Source organism: Paenibacillus sp. WC2504 (assembly GCF_052682475.1).
Genome location: NZ_JBQZFH010000001.1, coordinates 2,457,021 through 2,475,492 on the forward strand (window position 1 = coordinate 2,457,021; position 18,472 = coordinate 2,475,492).

The 18,472-nt window shown below is 46.3% G+C and carries 14 protein-coding genes; 11 read left to right on the plus strand and 3 right to left on the minus strand.

Features of this window, described 5'->3' with window-relative positions; translation table 11 throughout:
- Nucleotides 1-6: 6 nt before the first annotated feature.
- The 4 genes from ACUN27_RS10780 to ACUN27_RS10795 all read left to right on the plus strand — a co-directional run bounded on the left by ACUN27_RS10780 (nt 7) and on the right by ACUN27_RS10795 (nt 2,118).
- Nucleotides 7-789, plus strand: a complete 783-nt coding sequence (locus ACUN27_RS10780) for a carbohydrate ABC transporter permease (RefSeq protein WP_315955504.1) — start codon at nt 7-9, stop codon at nt 787-789.
- A gap of 50 nt (nt 790-839) precedes the next feature.
- Nucleotides 840-968, plus strand: coding sequence for a hypothetical protein (locus tag ACUN27_RS10785; RefSeq protein ID WP_315955430.1), 129 nt, complete (start codon nt 840-842; stop codon nt 966-968).
- Complete coding sequence (locus ACUN27_RS10790; protein WP_326062010.1) at nt 943-1,467, plus strand: DoxX family membrane protein; 525 nt, start codon at nt 943-945, stop codon at nt 1,465-1,467. The genes ACUN27_RS10785 and ACUN27_RS10790 overlap by 26 nt, the downstream gene beginning before the upstream one ends.
- Nucleotides 1,468-1,575: 108 nt before the next feature.
- Nucleotides 1,576-2,118 (plus strand): hemerythrin domain-containing protein, encoded by a 543-nt coding sequence (locus ACUN27_RS10795; protein WP_445558868.1) that lies wholly within the window; start codon nt 1,576-1,578, stop codon nt 2,116-2,118.
- A 28-nt stretch (nt 2,119-2,146) separates the two neighbouring features.
- Here the strand turns inward: ACUN27_RS10795 and ACUN27_RS10800 are convergent, their stop codons facing one another.
- Complete coding sequence (locus ACUN27_RS10800) at nt 2,147-2,827, minus strand: Crp/Fnr family transcriptional regulator (protein WP_418936924.1); 681 nt, start codon at nt 2,825-2,827, stop codon at nt 2,147-2,149.
- Between the two features lie 152 nt (nt 2,828-2,979).
- Between ACUN27_RS10800 and ACUN27_RS10805 the strand changes: the two genes are divergently transcribed.
- The 3 genes from ACUN27_RS10805 (at nt 2,980) to ACUN27_RS10815 (ending at nt 5,269) form a co-directional block, all read left to right on the plus strand.
- Nucleotides 2,980-3,492, plus strand: a complete 513-nt coding sequence (locus ACUN27_RS10805) for a GAF domain-containing protein (protein ID WP_315955427.1) — start codon at nt 2,980-2,982, stop codon at nt 3,490-3,492.
- A gap of 84 nt (nt 3,493-3,576) precedes the next feature.
- Nucleotides 3,577-4,230, plus strand: coding sequence for a response regulator transcription factor (locus tag ACUN27_RS10810; RefSeq protein WP_315955426.1), 654 nt, complete (start codon nt 3,577-3,579; stop codon nt 4,228-4,230).
- A gap of 7 nt (nt 4,231-4,237) precedes the next feature.
- The gene (locus ACUN27_RS10815) at nt 4,238-5,269 is read left to right on the plus strand and encodes a PAS domain-containing sensor histidine kinase (protein WP_315955502.1); all 1,032 of its coding nucleotides are present in this window, start codon (nt 4,238-4,240) and stop codon (nt 5,267-5,269) included.
- 205 nt (nt 5,270-5,474) lie between these two features.
- Here the strand turns inward: ACUN27_RS10815 and ACUN27_RS10820 are convergent, their stop codons facing one another.
- Together ACUN27_RS10820 and ACUN27_RS10825 are read right to left on the minus strand one after the other, a co-directional pair.
- The gene (locus ACUN27_RS10820; protein WP_445558869.1) at nt 5,475-5,771 is read right to left on the minus strand and encodes a hypothetical protein; all 297 of its coding nucleotides are present in this window, start codon (nt 5,769-5,771) and stop codon (nt 5,475-5,477) included.
- Nucleotides 5,752-6,063 carry a hypothetical protein gene (locus tag ACUN27_RS10825; RefSeq protein WP_445558870.1) on the minus strand — a complete coding sequence of 104 codons (312 nt, stop codon included), beginning with the start codon at nt 6,061-6,063 and terminating at the stop codon, nt 5,752-5,754. The genes ACUN27_RS10820 and ACUN27_RS10825 overlap by 20 nt, the downstream gene beginning before the upstream one ends.
- Before the next feature lie 576 nt (nt 6,064-6,639).
- On the opposite strand from ACUN27_RS10825, the gene ACUN27_RS10830 reads away from it, so the two are divergent.
- The 4 genes from ACUN27_RS10830 to ACUN27_RS10845 all read left to right on the plus strand — a co-directional run bounded on the left by ACUN27_RS10830 (nt 6,640) and on the right by ACUN27_RS10845 (nt 18,358).
- On the plus strand, nt 6,640-9,114 hold the full coding sequence (locus ACUN27_RS10830) for a hypothetical protein (RefSeq protein ID WP_445558871.1): 2,475 nt from the start codon (nt 6,640-6,642) through the stop codon (nt 9,112-9,114).
- 23 nt (nt 9,115-9,137) lie between these two features.
- Complete coding sequence (locus ACUN27_RS10835) at nt 9,138-13,910, plus strand: pectinesterase family protein (protein WP_445558872.1); 4,773 nt, start codon at nt 9,138-9,140, stop codon at nt 13,908-13,910.
- A gap of 90 nt (nt 13,911-14,000) precedes the next feature.
- Nucleotides 14,001-15,638, plus strand: a complete 1,638-nt coding sequence (locus ACUN27_RS10840) for an S-layer homology domain-containing protein (RefSeq protein ID WP_445558873.1) — start codon at nt 14,001-14,003, stop codon at nt 15,636-15,638.
- Between the two features lie 410 nt (nt 15,639-16,048).
- Nucleotides 16,049-18,358, plus strand: a complete 2,310-nt coding sequence (locus tag ACUN27_RS10845; RefSeq protein WP_445558874.1) for a glycoside hydrolase family 95 protein — start codon at nt 16,049-16,051, stop codon at nt 18,356-18,358.
- The last annotated feature ends 114 nt before the right edge of the window (nt 18,359-18,472 follow it).

An 18,472-nucleotide genomic window follows, 5' to 3' on the forward strand; every position in this document is an offset into this window, starting at 1 on the left:
ATTGGCATGATTGGGCTCGTCCTCATTTTTGCAATGCCCTTCATATGGATGCTCTCTACGTCCCTTAAAACGCTGCCGGAAACGATGATTTTCCCGCCGAATTGGATTCCAAAACAGTTCATTTGGAGCAATTATGCCAAAGCGTGGGGATCAGGCCCGTTCTTACACTATATTTCGAACAGTATCATAATCTCGATCAGTATTCTCGTTTTGCAGATGCTTACGATTATTCCAGCGGCTTATGCCTTTGCTCGTTATAAGTTTAAAGCGTCGGGAATTTTGTTCGGCATGGTGATGGTGACCTTAATGATCCCATCTCAATTAATTTTCTTGCCGGTTTATTTACAGTTGAGTGCTTGGAAGCTCCTGAATACGCATCTTGCGCTTATTCTTCCCTTTGCGTCCAGCGCCTTCGGCATTTTCCTCTTGCGGCAATCGTTTAAACAAGTGCAGGAAGAATTAATTGAAGCAGCGCGGCTTGATAGCGCCAAAGAGTGGCAAATTATTGTGAAATTAATGGTGCCTATGGCGAAGCCGGTGCTGGCGACCTTTGCTTTGTTCAGCTTTATTGCGCATTGGAACGATTATTTCTGGCCGCTTGTTATGACGACAGATGATGTTGCGAGAACGCTGCCTTTAGGGATTGCCAAGATCCGGGAAGAAGAAGGGGTCGCGAATTGGAACGTGCTTATGGCCGGGAATATGATTCTGGTAACGCCAATTCTCATTGCTTTCTTTTTTGCACAAAGACATATTATTCGAGCTTTCGTGTATACCGGGGTAAAATAATCCGTTGAAAATTAAATAGGATGGAGAAGGAGGTGTGATCAACTGGGATCATGCCTTTTTCTTTTGAAATTGATAAGCGTGTGATTTTTATCACATACATCTCTTTTGCTGAAAGCTACAATAAAAGCATAAAAGAAAAAGGAGATGGTTCGGATGATGAAGTGGCTCAGAGAGAATAAGTACGCAGCAATGTTATTGACACTCGTTCGGTTGTATGTGGGGTGGGCATGGATCGTAGCCGGATGGCACAAAATAACCGGCGAAAAGGCATTTGACGCTACAGGCTACTTGAAAGGTGCCATTGCTAAGCCGGTTCTTGAGACAGGTACAACGGATTTGGTCTATGGCAACTTTGTAGCTTTCTTAAAAAACTTCGCGCTTCCACACGTTGGCATCTTTAATGTAGTCATTCCTTGGGGCGAATTATTGGTCGGTTTGGGGCTTCTGTTGGGGGCTCTGACAACAACAGCGGTCTTCTTCGGATTAATCATGAACTTCATGTATATGTTCGCAGGAACAGTTAGCACGAATCCCTGGTTAGTGCTGCTTGGTTTCATTGTCTTGGCAGCTGGTGCCAACGCGGGGAAATTTGGGGTAGATCACTTGATCTTACCGTATTTGCACAAATGGTTCGATAAGATCGTTAACAGATTTCATCTAACATTTAAGCTTAGATAACATGAGGGTAGAATCAAATGAACGAATTCAGCAAAGCGCCTGTTCTTCCACTCATAAATGGAGAGAAGATCAGGTGCTTTCGTATAAAAAACTTGGGAGGGATCAGGCATGGAGGTTAATGTGGAGAGTCGCCATATCGGACTCGCTTCTTCGAATCCGGCCAAACTTGCTTATGCAACGGACCGTTTGGCCGATGAACATGAACAATTGCGAAGACAATTACGGAGTCTCGAAGCGAGTGCCAAAGAAGTGAGCTGGATAGATAATACGGCGGAAGGCATGCACATTCTTCAGGATTTAAGACTTAAGGCAGCACATTTCGAGGAGGAACTGGAGTGGCACGCCGCGTGGGAAGAGCAGGAGTTGTACCCTTTCCTGATCAACTACTTTCATAGTCAGCAAGCGCCTACGATCATGCCATCCTTTTGGGTCCTGGAAAAAGATCATCAATTAGGTGTTTCATTTCTTCAATCGTTCAAGGAGGCCGTCGTCGATATAACGCCTATTTTCAATAAAAAGCAGTTAACCGAAACGGCCTCGTACCTCTTGCAGGCGTGCTTGATATTAAATGATCATCTCACCATGGAAGAACAGTTTGTTTTGCCTTTAACGGATAGGGTGCTAATGGATCTGGAATCCTTCTTTTCATAGGAGAAATGTGACGAGGAGATAGGGGCTATTACATTCTGCAAATTTCTAACGGACAGTTTTCACAATGACAAATATTTCGCAGATAGTTTGCATTTTTAATAACAATTTGACCATTGCGATAGGTAATCGCATCTTCTTTTCTCATTTCGCTTAACATTCGGTTGACACCTTCGCGTGTAGAACCAATCATATCCGCCATTTCTGCGTTGCTAAGTTTATAATCGATCAAGGTATGCTCGCCTGAAGGTACTCCATAGGAGTTACCAAGTCTTATTAATAAAGAACAAAGCGCCCCGGGCTTCCCATACATCATTAAATCCCGAAATTTGGCTTCGGTCATCCGGTGCATGAGCCCCATCCATTTCATGAATTCAATAGCCAGATCACTGTGCTGCTGCAGAAGTTCCTCAAGGTCTTTGCGCATAATGACCCCAACTTTGCAGTCAGCGGTAACTTCGGCACTGAAGTTTTGCACCGAATTCTGAAAGGGGTCTATTTGCCCGAATAAGTCACCCGTTTGATACAAATGCAGGATGAGGCTTTTGCCTGCTTCTGACGTTTTGGTGATGCGAACTCCGCCTTGGAAGACGTAGAACAATCGGTCTGCCAGTTCACCTTCCCAGAACAGATACTCACCTTTTTTGGCCAGCTTCATCTGCATAGCGTTTTTCAATCCATTCAAATTAGTCTCAGAGAAAAATTTCATCATAGTGGTTCAGCTCCTCCACGGTTCTTGGCTATCTTAATGATAGTCCTTTTTAACACTTTTGTTTATCAGGAGTTTCACTGATTTATGAACTCATTTCCTGATACCGAAATCAGGGTTTTCCCTGACAGACAAGAAGGATGGAACCGCCTACAATGGAAGTAGAAAGGATTTCGTTCGGATTCATAAAGATTGGAAGTGGTAAAATGGCAGCAGGTCAAGTGAACATCATGGATGATTTAACACGACTTCGAGATATGACGTCAAGCGATTTCATCGCGTTGGCTCCTTTCGTCGATCAACCAGCGCGTAGGCGTTGGATGTACATATTGGGAAACAAGAATGATCGCTGTCAGCAAATGGTGATAAAAATGGGGGAAGGCCTGGCGGGCACAGCCTTGCGTCTAGGCAGATGGGTTAAATTCGACGCTGCCAATCCGAGAGCAGTTCAAGAAAGGCGCGAATGCCCCGTCATGCTTGCCGAGCAATTGCAGACTGCTGCCGCATTCCCGCTCATAACAAGTCCTTCTACTGGGATGAAGGGACTACTTTTTATCGGAAGACGGACGGATCGTGGCTACGAAGAAAACGAAATAAAAGCAATTCTGGCAAACCTCGAAAGGTTAGCAACCTATATAGAGGGACCTTGGAAGGCAGCCTCAAAATGAATGGCATTTCTGGATGGGGCTTTTTTTGCTATGATGGGAACAGGAAGCTTAAACCGCGGAGTAGCCGCTAAAAGGGGGAAGGGAATGCTAAAGATTCTGGTTGTGGATGACCATGCTATCGTAAGATCGGGGCTTGTTATGCTGCTAAACGGCAAGCATGACATGGAAGTGGTCGGCGAAGCCGCCGCTGGTGAAGAAGGTATTCAGGCTGCCCAGATGCTTACGCCGGATGTCGTGTTAATGGATCTAAGCATGCCTCCAGGTATGGACGGACTTACTGCGACTGAAAAATTAAAGCAATTAATTCCAGACATGGCAATTTTAATTCTTACGATGCATGATGACGATGAGTATTTGTTCAGGGCCATACACGTTGGTGCGTCCGGTTATATTTTGAAAAGCGCCCCTCATGAAGAATTATTGACAGCCATTCGTTCCGTTGCGGCAGGAAATGCTTACTTATATCCAACGGCTACCAAAAGGCTGATGAACGAATATATGGAACGAATGAAAAACGGGGAGAATTCCGGCACGTATGAATCGCTCTCTGAGCGTGAAAGAGAAGTTTTGGCACGCATTGCGAAAGGTTTTTCCAATAAAGAAATTGCTGAGCAATTGGTAATTAGTGTAAAGACGGTCGAATCGCATAAAAGTAATGTGATGGAAAAGTTAGGGTTAAAAACACGCCCGGAATTAGTGAAGTACGCGGCTAAGAAGGGGCTGTTGAACTTTGAATAAGGAGCATATGCCTGAATCGGAGCTATTGCAGGACTTGAAACAATCCCTTAAGCAGCTATCTGATGTGAAATTTGCTCTCGACGAGTCTTCCATCGTTGCCGCCACCGATGCCAAAGGCAAGATTCTTTATGTCAATGATAAGTTTTGTAAAATCTCGCAATACGCCAGGTCCGAACTCCTTGGGAAAGACCATCGGATCATTAATTCCGGTTATCATGATAAAACGTTCATGACAGATTTATGGGAAACGATTTCCGCAGGCAAGGTCTGGCACGGTGAGATTAAAAATAGAGCCAAAGACGGCACCTTCTATTGGGTCGATACGACGATTGTCCCTTTTGTGGATGATCAAGGTCGGGCTTATCAATACTTAGCGATCCGTAATGAAGTAACGCAATTGAAGCGGGTAGAGGAAGAATTACAGCTGATGATGTCACAGGTTATGCAGATTCAAGAGGAGGAACGCAGGAAATTCTCGCGAGAATTGCATGATGGCATTGGGCAAAGTCTGTTCTCTTTGTTAATACAGATGGACCGACTCATTGGAGACGAACCGGAATCTGAGATGGGGCATCTCCGGCAAAATGTCTCGGCCATCATCGAAGAGGTGCGAAGTCTGGCGTGGAAAATTCGGCCTTCCGTCTTGGATGATCTTGGTGTTGTTCCAGCGATTCGCACGCATATCGAAAACTACACGGATCACTATGGCATTCGAGTGAAACTGGATAGCAATTTGCGTAAGAGACTAGGAGCCCTTGAGGAGACTACGATCTATAGGGTTATTCAGGAGGCCCTTACCAACATAGCGAAATACGCGGATGTGTCGGAGGCTATTGTCCTTGTACACGAGAAGGAATCGGCTGTAGAAGTGGAGATCTCGGATAAGGGAAAAGGCTTCGAAAGAGGGCGGAATTCTAAAGGCGTCGGCCTTTTTAGCATGGAGGAAAGAGCAAAAAGTATCGGAGGCAAACTGGATATTTTCTCTGAAATAGGCAAAGGCACGAGAGTGCGGTTAACGATTCCCCGTAAGGCCGATTGATTGAACCAGGGTGGGAACTAGAGTCCCTTATTTCTCTGAAAGGGCATGTTTTTCACGAGCGAGGGGAACTACAGTTCGCTATTTCGCTGGTTTCAGCTGAAAAAAGGGCTACGGAGGACAAATAAAACCCCGTAGTTCCTTTGAGATGGAAAAATTCTCGTTTTTCTCCGAATAGAGAACTCCAGTTCCCCTATCTGGCTTAGTTCTAGCTAGAATGGGGAGGAGTTCCGCAGTTGATGGTCGGCTCGCACCAAGTAACCATACTGCTCAGCACGACCGCCTCGCACCAAGTGACCATACCGCTCAGCATGTCCGCCTCGCACCAAGAGACCATAGCGCTCTGCATGCCTGCCTCGCACCAAGTGACCAACTGCTCAGCACGACCGCCTCGCACCAAGAGACCATACCGCTCAGCATGCCCGCCTCGCACCAAGTAACCATACCGCTCAGCAAGTCCGCTTCGCACCAAGTGACCAATCCGCTCAGCATGCCCGCCTCGCACCAAGTAACCAACCGCTCAGCACGACCGCTTCGCACCAAGTGACCAATCCGCTCAGCATGTCCGCTTCGTACCAAGTGACCAATCCGCTCAGCATGTCCGCCTCGCACCAAGAGACCATACCGCTCAGCATGCCCGCCTCGCACCAAGAGACCATACCGCTCAGCATGCCCGCCTCGCACCAAGTAACCAACTGCTCAGCGCGAGCGCCTCGCACCAAGTGACTGATCAGCTCCGCATGCCGCCTGCGACACGGACCATCGCACTTATGTCTATGTTGTACTCTGTACAACATAAAACAGCTTTTAACCCCACCACCCCGAACTTCATTGCACAAAGTACAATGAATTCAACCCAAATAGCGCGAAAACTGCGCTATCCTGCCCAAATCGTTGCACACAGTACAACGTAGAAGGCGGCAGCGGCCGATCTGAGGCCTTTATGCTGCACAAAGTGCAACATAGAGGAGGCATTGGCCAATATTGGGGCTGTTAAAAGTACCCTCAGAAACATCTCTCCAGCTAACTCTCTTTTTGATCGAATCGTCTATGATTATGGATGGAATCCCCCATTATTAATTTCAATAATTGGAGTATCTTTAATGAAAGTAGAACGTCCCTTCTCTGTTATTACCTCGTAAGTATACTTCCGAATTTCATGAAAACGTTACCAAAACAACTAAGATTTCGTGGGGGTTTGACCGCCGCCATGCGTCGGCAACTCCGCGCGCGGTTGGATACTGCTGATCAACATATATGGCATTCCTATTTTCTGTGAAGGGGGTGATGATAGCCCGCTCATTGTCCAACTCGTAAGGAAAGATGTTCTTAGACTGGCCAATCGAAAATATGCCATGGAGGTGTCGATTCTCTTGCGTAAAAAGAGTAATCAGATTTCGCTAGTGTTAATCTTAACGCTGCTTTTCAATGTGCTTATGATCTGCCCTGATAACGTTCCAACGGTATCAGCGGAAAGCGGAAGTTCTTCTGTCACGGATACTACCTATGAACCCGTTTCGGTTTTTGATAAAGATTTCACTACCACGCCTCTAGGATTAACAGGCTCCGATCTTGGATTCGATTACTCCTCCTATACGTCAGGCTCGGCTTCGGCGGTCATTGAAGCAGATCCCTATACAGGGACTCGAGCTCTTCATCTGAAAGCAAATGGTATTGTCACGGATGGAGCATTAAGAAATGAATTTCAAATCAGTAAGACTTTCGGAGAGCCCTATACAGGAACAATTTCTACGGAAATTACGTTCATGCAAACCGGTACGAAAAAGGATGATCGCATCATTCAGTTTTTTCCATCTTCCGGCACGACGTTCCTGGTTGGAGCAGGTGTGACGGCGAGCAAAGGTTTGGGCTACCTTTTATCGACAGCGCCATCAGGTTCATTAGGTGCGTATGAGCTAGGAGAATGGCATACCATTCGCTTGGATTTTAATACAGTTTCCCAAAAATACAGCTTGTACTACGATGGGAATATTGTACAAGCCCGGAACAATATGAACAAAAGTCTCCCCATCTATAATCTCGGGAGATTGGTGATTGCTGCGCCTGGTAGTTCCGGGGATCTTTGGATTCGAGGCGTTAGAGTGACTCATTCTCCCTTCATGGCAGAGCCGCCGGCACCGAAAATTGTTACTTCCGGATCGCGTAACTCGCGCGTCATGTGGACATCGGAGCATTATGCCTATGCATCAAAGTACCGGCTTCGCATTAAGCTGAAAGGCGAGTCGAATTGGAGGCCGATCGGGAATGCGACTACCCTGTATAAGGATTATACGGGAACCAATCTGATTCCGGCTTCGGATATTAACGCCTATTACGACATCGCGAAATCAGCATCTACACCACTCGTTAATGGTCAACCGTATACATTAGGTTTATCTGTTGTTACGCGCGATGAATCAGGTGTATACAACAATGGCGTGCCAAGAGATTTTGAAAGTAAAATAACGGAATTTGAGGGTACGCCATATGCCACAACACCACTTCCGACACCGGATACAAGTGTGGTTGGGGAACTCACGTCCTATGCGAATTATTATGGATATATGTGGAAAATGCAAGCGGGTTCGTCGATAGGTGACTATCCATTTGCAGATAATACCTTAATCCAGTTCTCAGAAATTCCTAGTAAATACGCAAGCATGGAACGAATCGTTACCACGCACAAGGACGTGATGAGATACCCCTTGGGCGCTGATGGGGCCGTGCAAAATCAGATCATCGGTTTCAATGTGAAGGACAAAACGACTGTCTATGTGGCAATTGATAAAAACGCAGTTCTGCCCGCATGGCTAGCCGACTGGATTAACACCGGTGATGTTATTAAGATGACGGGTGCGGCGTCGGGATACACATTCAATATTTATAAAAAAAGTTTTTCCGCCGGTTCTTCCGTGCTGCTGGGCTATAACGATTACGCGAATTTTGATCTGTCCCGAAATGCCGGTTATTTTGCAATGGTAGAAAGAGCAACAACAGGTTTAAGGTTAGATCCAGCGACGGAATGGGTCAACACATCAGCGTATGCATTAACAGGATCAGTTAGTGAAAGTGTCTATTTATCGGTGTATCAAAATAAATTGCCTGTCACGCTTCCGATGAATGGATTTATAGGCGGCGGGAACTTTGAACTGAATGTAAATCTGGTGCCCGGTGCCAATTTATTTGAAGTTTATGCAAAACGCGATAAATCAAGTTTCTTCGATCGTGTCAATGCAACAATCAATCAGGACAGTATCATTCCTGATATCCGCATTGCAACGCCTCCTGCAACAGTTAAGGATGCAGTCTATACGCTTACTGGATCGTTAAGTAAAGCAGCAAGTCTAACCATTAAATTAAATGGCGAGAGTGTTGTGAATTCTGTTTATCAGCAAGCAGACGAGTTTTTCTCATATCCATTGACTTTACAAGAGGGGAATAACGCAATAGAAGTTTCTACCGTTGATTTAGCAGGGAATACCAATAAAGCAAGTTACACGATTGCTTACATATTCTGGGCAGGACAAGGTGCAATCCATGATTTGAACGGAAATCCTGTACTTACTCTAGAGCCTTCAAAGGATATTTATGCGGAAAAGAAAGTCGTCAACACAACGGGAGCAGATAAAAAGCTTACGTTATGGTTTGTTCTGTATAATGCCGACAATGCCATGATTGATTTTGCCTCTTCCATTGCGGAGCTTAAGCCTGGAGAAACCAGGACTTTGGGCGCTGGATTCACGCTTCCGGCTGAAGTCACGAAATATAAAGTCAAAGTATTCATCTGGGACAGCTCGAACAACATGGTCGGACAAAGCCCGCTCGCTGAGGAGCTTGTCGTGCAGTAATTATTGATTAGGAGGAAAGCATCATGAAGAAAGCCCTAACGTTAGGGATAAGCTTTTTACTCATGTTGAATGTTCATCTATTTCCTGCAGTGAACGTTGTGAATGCTGCTGCACCGACATCCAGTAATCAAACCCAGGTGACAGCACCGATAGATGCAGCTGCGATTGCCAATGACGGCAGTGTTGAACTGTCGTGGTCCCCTGTATCTGGCGCAACTACGTATGCTGTAAAAAGAAGTACGGAAAGCGGTGGCACTTTTACGACTTTAACTAGCTCTATAACTGCGTCTTCGTATGTGGATACAAGCGTTACGAATGGCACTATTTATTACTATAGGGTTACTGCGTTGAGTGCAAGCGGAGAGATTAATGCCAGCGAGGAAATTGTTGCAAATCCTGCTATGGTTTTGACCGTGGCTCAGAACGGAACCGGCGATTTCTCCAGTATTAAATCAGCTCTTGAATCGATCCCCAGCAACAACGCATCTCGAAAGATTATCTACATCAAAGAAGGTTCATATAACGAAAAAATTTCTGTCACTGTGCCTTATGTAGCTTTAATAGGCGCAGGTAAGGATAAAACGAAAATCTTTTATAATGACAATGAATTCACACCGACCTCAAGCGGCGCGACCTCGACCTTAGCGGCTTTAGATACAGCGACGCTTACAGTCGGAGGAACCAAGGATCGATCGGATGGCACAAGAACCGTAGCGAATAATTTTTATGCCGCCAACTTAACCATCGAGAACTCCTCCGACGTTACGAAAGGCCGGGCATTGGCCGCACGTGTCATTGCAGATCAAGTTGTCTTTGAGAATGTCCGATTTGTCGGTTACCAAGACACGCTTTACACAGGCGTCACCTACTACGATAAAACTAGCAGGCAATATTATCGCAATTGCGAGATCAAGGGTTCCGTTGACTTTATTTATGGACCGGCAACTGCGGCTGTTTTTGATCACTCTGACATTATCAGTATAAATGGTCCTTCGCGTTCAGGAGGATACATCACAGCTGCAGCTACGCAGAATCCAACAGGCGATCTTCCCGGGATCGTGTTTATGAACTCTCGTCTATTAAAGGACGCTAGCACACAGGGGAAACATTATTTAGGCCGACCTTGGCAGGACCAACCAACCGTGCGGTTTATCAATACTTGGATGGATGATCATATTCACCAGGACGGTTGGACGGTGATGACGGATAATTTGACTTACCATTATTACGAGTACAATAGCTCAGGTCCTGGAGCAAGCCCATCCACGCGCAAGCTGCAGGATGATACCGATCCTAGCCATTTTGCTATGACAGCGGAACAAGCTAACCAATTCACGATGCCATGGCTATTTGGAGGATGGGACCCTAGCCAGAGAGTCATTTATCCCAAACTTTTTGAATCTGTGGTGCCAATTGTTGATCCTGCACGGCCAGATGGAACTTTGGGTTCTTATACCAAACCAGTCCTCGTTTACATGGAAGTAAATAACGAGGCTCCTGCGGCGAATCGTGTGCAGTACCGTATCGATGGTGGACAGTGGGCATTTTATACCAAAGAATTCGCCGTAAGCGATACAGGTACACATCGTATTGAATATCGTTATGTTGACGCTTTAGGGACTCCAAGCACAAGTGGAGCAACTGCTATCAAAATAGATCCTGCTGAAAAGACAAGAACACCGGCATTTCCTGGCGCTGAAGGCGGCGGTATGTATGTATCAGGCGGTCGCGGTGGCTCCGTGTATGTGGTGAATAACCTGTTGGATTATGCGGACGGCACGCCTGCTATCCCAGGTTCGTTTCGCGATGCGGTAAGTCAGCCGAACCGGATGATCATTTTCAGTGTTTCCGGCGTCATCCATTTGGCCAGACCTCTGACAATCGGTCAACCCAACCTTACGATTGCAGGTCAAACAGCCCCTGGCGACGGTATCGCCCTGAGTGGTTATGCGGTGAAAGTTGGCAGTGGAACAAGTACAGCTGGAGGCAATATTATTGTCAGATATATGCGATTCTGGGGCGGCGAAGTTGAATTGGACGATACGTTCAACATCACGGGAGATAACGTCATGATCGACCACGTTTCAGGGAGTTGGAGTACGGATGAATTATTCTCTTCGGAGAACAATAAGAATTTCACGCTCCAATGGAGTTTTATCACGGACAGCCTAAACCACTCCATTCACACGAAGGGTCCTCATGGCTACGGGGGGATCTGGGGAGGATCGAATATTACCTTTGCCCATAATTTAATTACGAACCACATTAACCGTAATGTTCGGTTTGCACGGGCGACGGATATCGTGAATTACCCCCAGAAGATTGACTATCGGAACAACGTTATTTATAACTGGGGCGGCAATACGGCATATGGTGGGGAAATGGCAACAGGCATTAATATGATCAACAATTACTATAAGCCAGGGCCTAATACGTATAGCGCCTTTAACCGAATTGTCGCGCCTTCGGCTGGCGATGCAGGCGGCGGAGCTTTTTATATCAATGGGAATTATGTAGTAGGCGATCCTGAAGTAACAGCTAATAACTTGGTGAAAAATGCGAACGGTTCTTATAAAGCAATTAACCCGGATTCAACGTTTACGCTCAAAACAACGCCTTTCATCTACCCGGATGCGAATGATCTGGTTGGAGGACCGACAACGACGGATACGGCTGAAGCGGCCTATGAGAAAGTGCTACTGCATGGCGGAGCTTCGCTTCCGAAGCGGGATTCGCTTGATGCTCGTATCGTTGGTGAGGTAAAGAATGGAACCGGAAGAACCGTCAACAAGATTGCGTACGATGGCGGTTTACCGGAGCTGTTGTCGGCCCCTGCACCGATTGATACGGATGGTGACGGAATGCCGGATGAATGGGAACTTGCCAATGGATTAGATCCAAACGATAACGGTTTGGATGCTGCTGGAAATAAAATCCCAGGCAACGTCAACGGCAGTTTTGGGGATATTAACGGGAATGGTTATACCAATATTGAGGACTACATCAACGCGTTGGCTGATGTACCTGTGCCACTGAATCCGACCGTGTCTATCGAGACACCGGTGATGCACCAGGCATACCTCATAAACGATCCGATCAATATTCGTGCAGCAGCTGCAGGTGCCAGCGGAAAATCGATAGCTAAGGTGATTTTTTATGATGCGGATAAGAAGATTAATGAAGATGTAAGCGAACCTTTCGAGTTTACTTGGGAGAACGCTCCAGAAGGCCAGCATTACATTTATGCAAGAGCAATTGATAATAACGGGGTAACGACCTTGTCAGAGCCTGTTATTACATATGTAAACGGACCTGAAAATCTGGAGTCATGGGTGTCTCAAGATATTGGCACTGTTAAGATTCCAGGAACCGCCAACGTAACCGGTACTGTGTACAAAGTGAAGGGATCGGGCGAAATCAACATTAAGGGCACGACAGACTCATTCCATTATGCCTATAAACCGGTTAAAGGCAACTTTGAAATTTATGCGAATGTCGCCTATGAGTCGGAATACGATGAGGATGTTAAGGCTGGGTTTATGATGCGCGAGAGCCTCGATCCATCATCGAAGGCAACAGGGGTCTTCTTGTCTACGGATCCAACCGATGATTTCAGCGTGGATACGAGCGGTAGAAAGATTTCAGTCATCAACCGCAGCCAAACCGGGAGCGGGTATACCGAGCAGTTGCGAAGAAGCACGACCTTGAAAGCACCATACTGGATCAAACTTGAACGCAAAGAAAACACAGTATCCGGCTATGTTTCGAAAGATGGCATCGATTGGTCTTTGGTTGCTTCCAATGTTGTCGATTATGGGGAGACAGTTTATGTCGGCATGGCCGTGGACGGAGCGAAAACAACCACAAACATTGATTATTTAATGTCAGCCAGCTTTACGAATCTTCATCTGTCATCTTCGCCGCAGTTTACTCTTGATAATGATGTAAGCGACAGTGTTGAGATCCCGGACTATACCCTCTCGGGGACTGTCACAGATCGTGCGAAAATAGCTGTAATCAATAACGGAGTTTCGGTCGTGGAGGCCGTATATACAGAAGCGGGCGAGCCTTTCTCTAAAAAGATTACCTTAAACGAAGGAGTGAATACGATTGTCGTATCGGCATCGAATGAAGAGCTGTTCGGCAACGTTTCAAGCTCCAAGACGATTGTGGTTACTTATCATAAAGAAGCAGTCATATTTACACCTTCTGTCGATATCCCCATGGTTGTTGATTCGCCAGCCTATTCATTATTAGGCAGCATTAATAGGGATGCTAACGTAACAGTCAAAATCAATGGTACGGACGTTCTCAACAATGTTAGAACATTAAATAACGTGACGTTTACTGTTCCTATGACTTTGAAGGAAGGCATGAACGTAATTGAAGTAAAAAGTGTGGATGACTATCAAAACGTTGGCACGCAAACTTATCAGGTGAATTATATGAAAAACTGGGGGGACCAGCTGTTTGGCGTAAAAGACTTATCTCTGACAGATCGTAGCGGGAATGCGGTATCCGGCCTAATTGGCTCCACCGATGTTGTAGTAAGCATGTCTGTTCAAAACAATTCGGCAATAGGTCAGAACGGTGTGCTTGTCCTTGGGCTGTTTGACCAGCAAAACCGGATGGTCCGGTACTCCTTTGTGTCAAGTTCGTTCTCCGCTGGTGAAGATAAGCAAATGAAGACCATTATGAGGGTGCCTGATATTGTGATCGGGTACAAATTAAAAGCTTTTGTCTGGAATAACACATCCAGTCGAATCAGAATCTCAAACGAAATTATCAATCCTTAGAGTTGTTATTTTAATCATGCGATGGGAGGCGTAGGGAGGGTTGTTAGTGGCATCCCTTTCTATGTCTCCTTATTCCGAGGAGGATTATGCTTGAAGAGTTTGCGAAATTGGACGATTGTAATACTAGCCGTTATGGTGTGTGCAGGCGCGATGATTGTGTCCGCAGTGGCTTCTCCGGTTGACGTTCGTGCAGCTTATCATGAGCAAGATGGCCGAGTGACCATATCCGGCCAATTAAGCTCGGAGGCGGGTAAGCTCGTTAGCTTGCAAGTAATCAACCCACTGAATCAGTTGGATTTATTAGACCAAACCGCAATTGGCGCAGACGGCTCATACCAATTCAGCTATGTGTTGAAGCAAAAAATTAATGGCACTTATTTTGTTAATGTTAACGTAGAACAGTCAGATCAAGTGCTTGGCACAACGTTTGAGGTGAAGGTTATTTCTCCTCCTACACCAACGCCAGATCCAACGACTCCTGATAGCGGTGACTCATCAACTGCTGCACCACAGGCAAGCATTGTTGAGCCTGAAGTGAAGTCTAACCCTCACGTTGTGGTGGATCCAACCAGCGGGATCGTTTCGGCTAAGCTGGAAAAAGAAGCGGTAGACAAAGCCTTTTCGACCGGCGATAGTCAGTTGGTTGTTGAGATCCAACCTGTCGAAGGCGCCAAACAGTATCAATTGTTTACGCCGGCAAGCATGTTCTTAACGACTGCTGAGAAACGAATAACGATTGTAACGGAGTTTGGATCGATAACGATTCCTAACCGACTGTTAGGCAATGTTGATCTCCATTCAGCCACAGAAGTAGGTTTCGTCATAGCTAATGCCGACAGGAGCAGCATTCCGGACGATATGAAAGATCAAATCGGTCATCGACCCGTTCTTGAGCTAAGCCTCGTAGTCGACGGAAAAGCTGTAGATTTTAATAATTCTAGTACGGTAGTTACCGTTGCAATTCCGTATCAACCTACTGAAGAAGAGTTAAAAGATCCAGAGCACATTGTCGTATGGTATATTGATCATGCGGGTGAAGTGCTTGCCGTTCCAAGCGGGAAATATGAGGCTTCAACAGGGACAGTGACGTTTAGAACCACACATTTCAGTACATTTGCTGTAGGATATCAGCAGAAGAGTTTTGCTGACTTGAGTACGGTCGAGTGGGCAAGAAAGCCGATTGAAGTGATGGCATCCAAGGGGATTATATCCGGCACTTCGGATACGTCATTTCAACCAGCGGCGAATATAAGTCGCGCTGATTTCATGATGTTGTTAACGAAGACTTTCGATTTTAACGCCGATGTGACGACGAACTTCCGTGACGTGCACCCTATTGACTACTACTATGAAGCGGTTGGAATCGCAAAACAGCTTGGCTTAGCAGAAGGTCAAGGGGACGGGGCATTTAATCCGAATGAACAAATCTCCAGGCAGGACATGATGGTGCTTCTTGCAAGAGCAATGGGCGCAGCAAGCATCCAAGTTGCCAAAGGAGTGGCAAGTGATCTTGAAGCGTTTAGCGACAAGTCGTATGTAGCTTCATACGCGGTAAATGATATTGCTGCATTGATAAAAAGCGGATTTGTGGAAGGCAGCGGAAACAGGCTGAATCCGACTGGCTATGCGACTAGAGCGGAAGCGGCTGTAATGCTCTATAGAATTTATAATAAACAACAAAATCAAACTGTTGTCCCAGATGCTCCGAATATTTATTTCGAGCGATGAGATCGAACATGGGGGAGAGTGCCGAGCGGATGCTGCTTGGCACTTTTTTTGTGAAAGGGAACTACAGTCCGCTATTTACCGGAATTGATATGTTAACAAATATGAAGGGGAACTACAGTTCGCTATTTTGTCGTTTTCAACCTGAAAACGCGCCACAAAGGACAAATAAGAGCCAGTAGTTCCGCTCAAAGAAGGAAACGGTAGGTTATTGTCCGAATAGAGGACTCCAGTTCCCTTGAGCAAACCTTTAATCGGAATTCAAATCATAATACAGCAACATTTTATCGTAATCTGGCAAAACATATGTCGTTTGGGTTTTGTTAAGCTATCCTTAAGGTAGAAAGCTTCGAGAAGATTCAAGGCAGCGTGTGCTGTCATGCCAAAAAAAACGATTATGACAAGGAGTCATTATGAAAACTCATAAAGCTGGGGAAAATAAGGAGCTCAAATTATGGTATCGGGAGCCTGCAAAACAGTGGACGGAAGCATTGCCGATCGGAAACGGCCGCTTGGGCGGAATGGTTTTTGGCCAGGTTAAGGAGGAAAAGATTCAGTTAAACGAAGACTCTATCTGGTACGGCGGGCCAAAAGAGGGCGAAAACCCGGATGCGCTGCAGCAGCTCCCACACATTCGCAAGCTGTTGTTTGACGGGGATGTGGAAAAGGCAACCTATCTGACTAGGATGTCTATGTTTTCTACGCCCAAATATTATAATCCGTATCAGCCTCTTGGGGAGATGAAGTTGTTTTTCACGGATCTGCAAGGGGACGTCCATGCTTATCTGCGTGAACTGGACTTGCATACAGGGATAACTCGGGTAGCCTTCAATGTTGGCGATGCAGCTTATAGCAGAGAAATATTCACAAGTTATCCGGATCAAGTGATGGTGATCCATATGACTTGCAGCAAACCTGGCGGTTTAACTTTCTGTATGAATTTAAATCGGCGTCCTTATGAGGGAGATAGTTATGCACGGACCTCGGACACCATTATCATGAACGGAGAATGCGGCAGAGACGGTGTGGAGTTTAGCGGAGTGCTCAAAGCTAAAACTCCTGACGGCGTAATTCAGACGATTGGCGATTTTATTTCCGTGGAAGGCGCTTCGGAAGTCACGCTTTTGTTTGCAGCGGGCAGTACCTTCCGAGAGGCTGATCCCGAGGCGGCCTGCTTGCAGCAGCTTGAGAAAGCCGGGGCTTACACGTATTCGGAGCTAAAACAAAGACACATCGATGATTACCAAACGTTGTTTAACCGGGTTCAATTTAGCTTGTCAGCTTCGAACGAGGAGCAGCCATTGGCAACGGACGAACTCATGAAGGTTGTAGTGGAGGGGAATCCGAAGCATAGAAAGTTGCTTGCGGAGTTATACTTTCAGTATGGCCGCTATTTGACCATTGCGAGTTCCCGTCCTGGAAGTCTGCCATCCAACCTGCAAGGGATCTGGAATGATAGCTTTACGCCTCCGTGGGAGTCGAAATATACGATTAATATTAATACCCAAATGAATTATTGGCCGGTTGAGGTTTGCGGGTTATCGGAATGCCATGAACCGCTGTTTGACCTTGTTGAAAGAATGAGAGTCAAAGGGAGTATAACTGCGAAGACGCTTTACGGCTGCAGAGGTTTCGTCGCCCATCACAATACGAATATATGGGCTGAAACCCGTCCAGAGGGTATCCTCGCAACAAGTGTCCTTTGGCCGATGGGTGCAGCGTGGCTAAGCCTCCATCTGTGGGAGCACTACGCTTATACAGGGAATGAGAAATTTTTGCGTGAGCGGGCCTATCCTGTTTTGAAAGAGGCAGCGGAATTTTTCATGGATTATTTAACGGAGGCTCCGGATGGAACGTGGGTGACAGGTCCTTCTATTTCTCCGGAAAATAGTTACCTATTGCCAAATGGGCTCCGAGGTACTCTATGCATGGGACCTTCAATGGACTCACAAATTGTACATGCCTTGTTCGAAGCTTGCATTAAAAGCAGTCATCTCTTGCAATGCGATGAAGGCTTCCGTGATCAACTATCGGAACGGATGGGGAAACTTCCGCAGCCGCAGATCGGAGCGAATGGCCAGTTAATGGAATGGATGGAGGAATACGTGGAAGCTGAGCCTGGTCATCGGCATATTTCCCACCTGTTCGCGCTTCATCCTGGCAGACAGATTGACATTCATACAACGCCAGATTTGGCCGAAGCCGCAAAGATGACGTTGCGAAGCAGGCTGGCTAACGGGGGCGGCCATACGGGATGGAGCTGCGCTTGGATCATTAACATGTTCGCACGACTTGGAGATGGTGACTCTGCGCTTGCTTACTTGTTGAATCTGTTTGAGAAATCGACGTACCCGAATTTATTTGACGCACATCCACCGTTTCAGATTGACGGGAACTTTGGAGCAACTGCAGGTATCGCCGAGATGCTGCTTCAGAGTCACATGGGTGAGCTCAATCTACTGCCGGCTCTTCCTGGCGATTGGGCGTCGGGTACGATCAAAGGCTTAAGAGCACAAGGCGGGTATGTCGTAGATTTGGTTTGGGAAAAAGGGCAATTAAGCGAAGCGACGATTCAGGCATCGACGGATGATCATTGTACAATTCGCACCTCATCGTCGGTTGTCGTTGTCTTGAACGATCAGGAAATCGCCCGTTCCAATGGGGAACAGACAACGAGCTTCAAGGTGCAGCAGGGCAGCGTTTATAGAGTGATTGCTCAATAAGTGTTAACACAAACACAACACCATTGTTAAAAAACACATTCCTCATCAATCCAAGGAAGGGTAAGATGGAGATATCCAATTCCGTTGGATAATTACGATAAGAGAATGGGGCAG

What these genes read in the sequence shown, in the direction of transcription:
- ACUN27_RS10780 (WP_315955504.1), top strand. Translation starts at nt 7, where the DNA reads ATGATTGGGCTCGTCCTCATTTTTGCAATGCCCTTCATATGGATGCTC.
- ACUN27_RS10785 (WP_315955430.1), top strand. Translation starts at nt 840, where the DNA reads ATGCCTTTTTCTTTTGAAATTGATAAGCGTGTGATTTTTATCACATAC.
- ACUN27_RS10790 (WP_326062010.1), top strand. Translation starts at nt 943, where the DNA reads ATGATGAAGTGGCTCAGAGAGAATAAGTACGCAGCAATGTTATTGACA.
- ACUN27_RS10795 (WP_445558868.1), top strand. Translation starts at nt 1,576, where the DNA reads ATGGAGGTTAATGTGGAGAGTCGCCATATCGGACTCGCTTCTTCGAAT.
- ACUN27_RS10800 (WP_418936924.1), bottom strand. Translation starts at nt 2,827, where the DNA reads ATGATGAAATTTTTCTCTGAGACTAATTTGAATGGATTGAAAAACGCT.
- ACUN27_RS10805 (WP_315955427.1), top strand. Translation starts at nt 2,980, where the DNA reads ATGGAAGTAGAAAGGATTTCGTTCGGATTCATAAAGATTGGAAGTGGT.
- ACUN27_RS10810 (WP_315955426.1), top strand. Translation starts at nt 3,577, where the DNA reads ATGCTAAAGATTCTGGTTGTGGATGACCATGCTATCGTAAGATCGGGG.
- ACUN27_RS10815 (WP_315955502.1), top strand. Translation starts at nt 4,238, where the DNA reads ATGCCTGAATCGGAGCTATTGCAGGACTTGAAACAATCCCTTAAGCAG.
- ACUN27_RS10825 (WP_445558870.1), bottom strand. Translation starts at nt 6,063, where the DNA reads ATGTTGTACAGAGTACAACATAGACATAAGTGCGATGGTCCGTGTCGC.
- ACUN27_RS10835 (WP_445558872.1), top strand. Translation starts at nt 9,138, where the DNA reads ATGAAGAAAGCCCTAACGTTAGGGATAAGCTTTTTACTCATGTTGAAT.
- ACUN27_RS10845 (WP_445558874.1), top strand. Translation starts at nt 16,049, where the DNA reads ATGAAAACTCATAAAGCTGGGGAAAATAAGGAGCTCAAATTATGGTAT.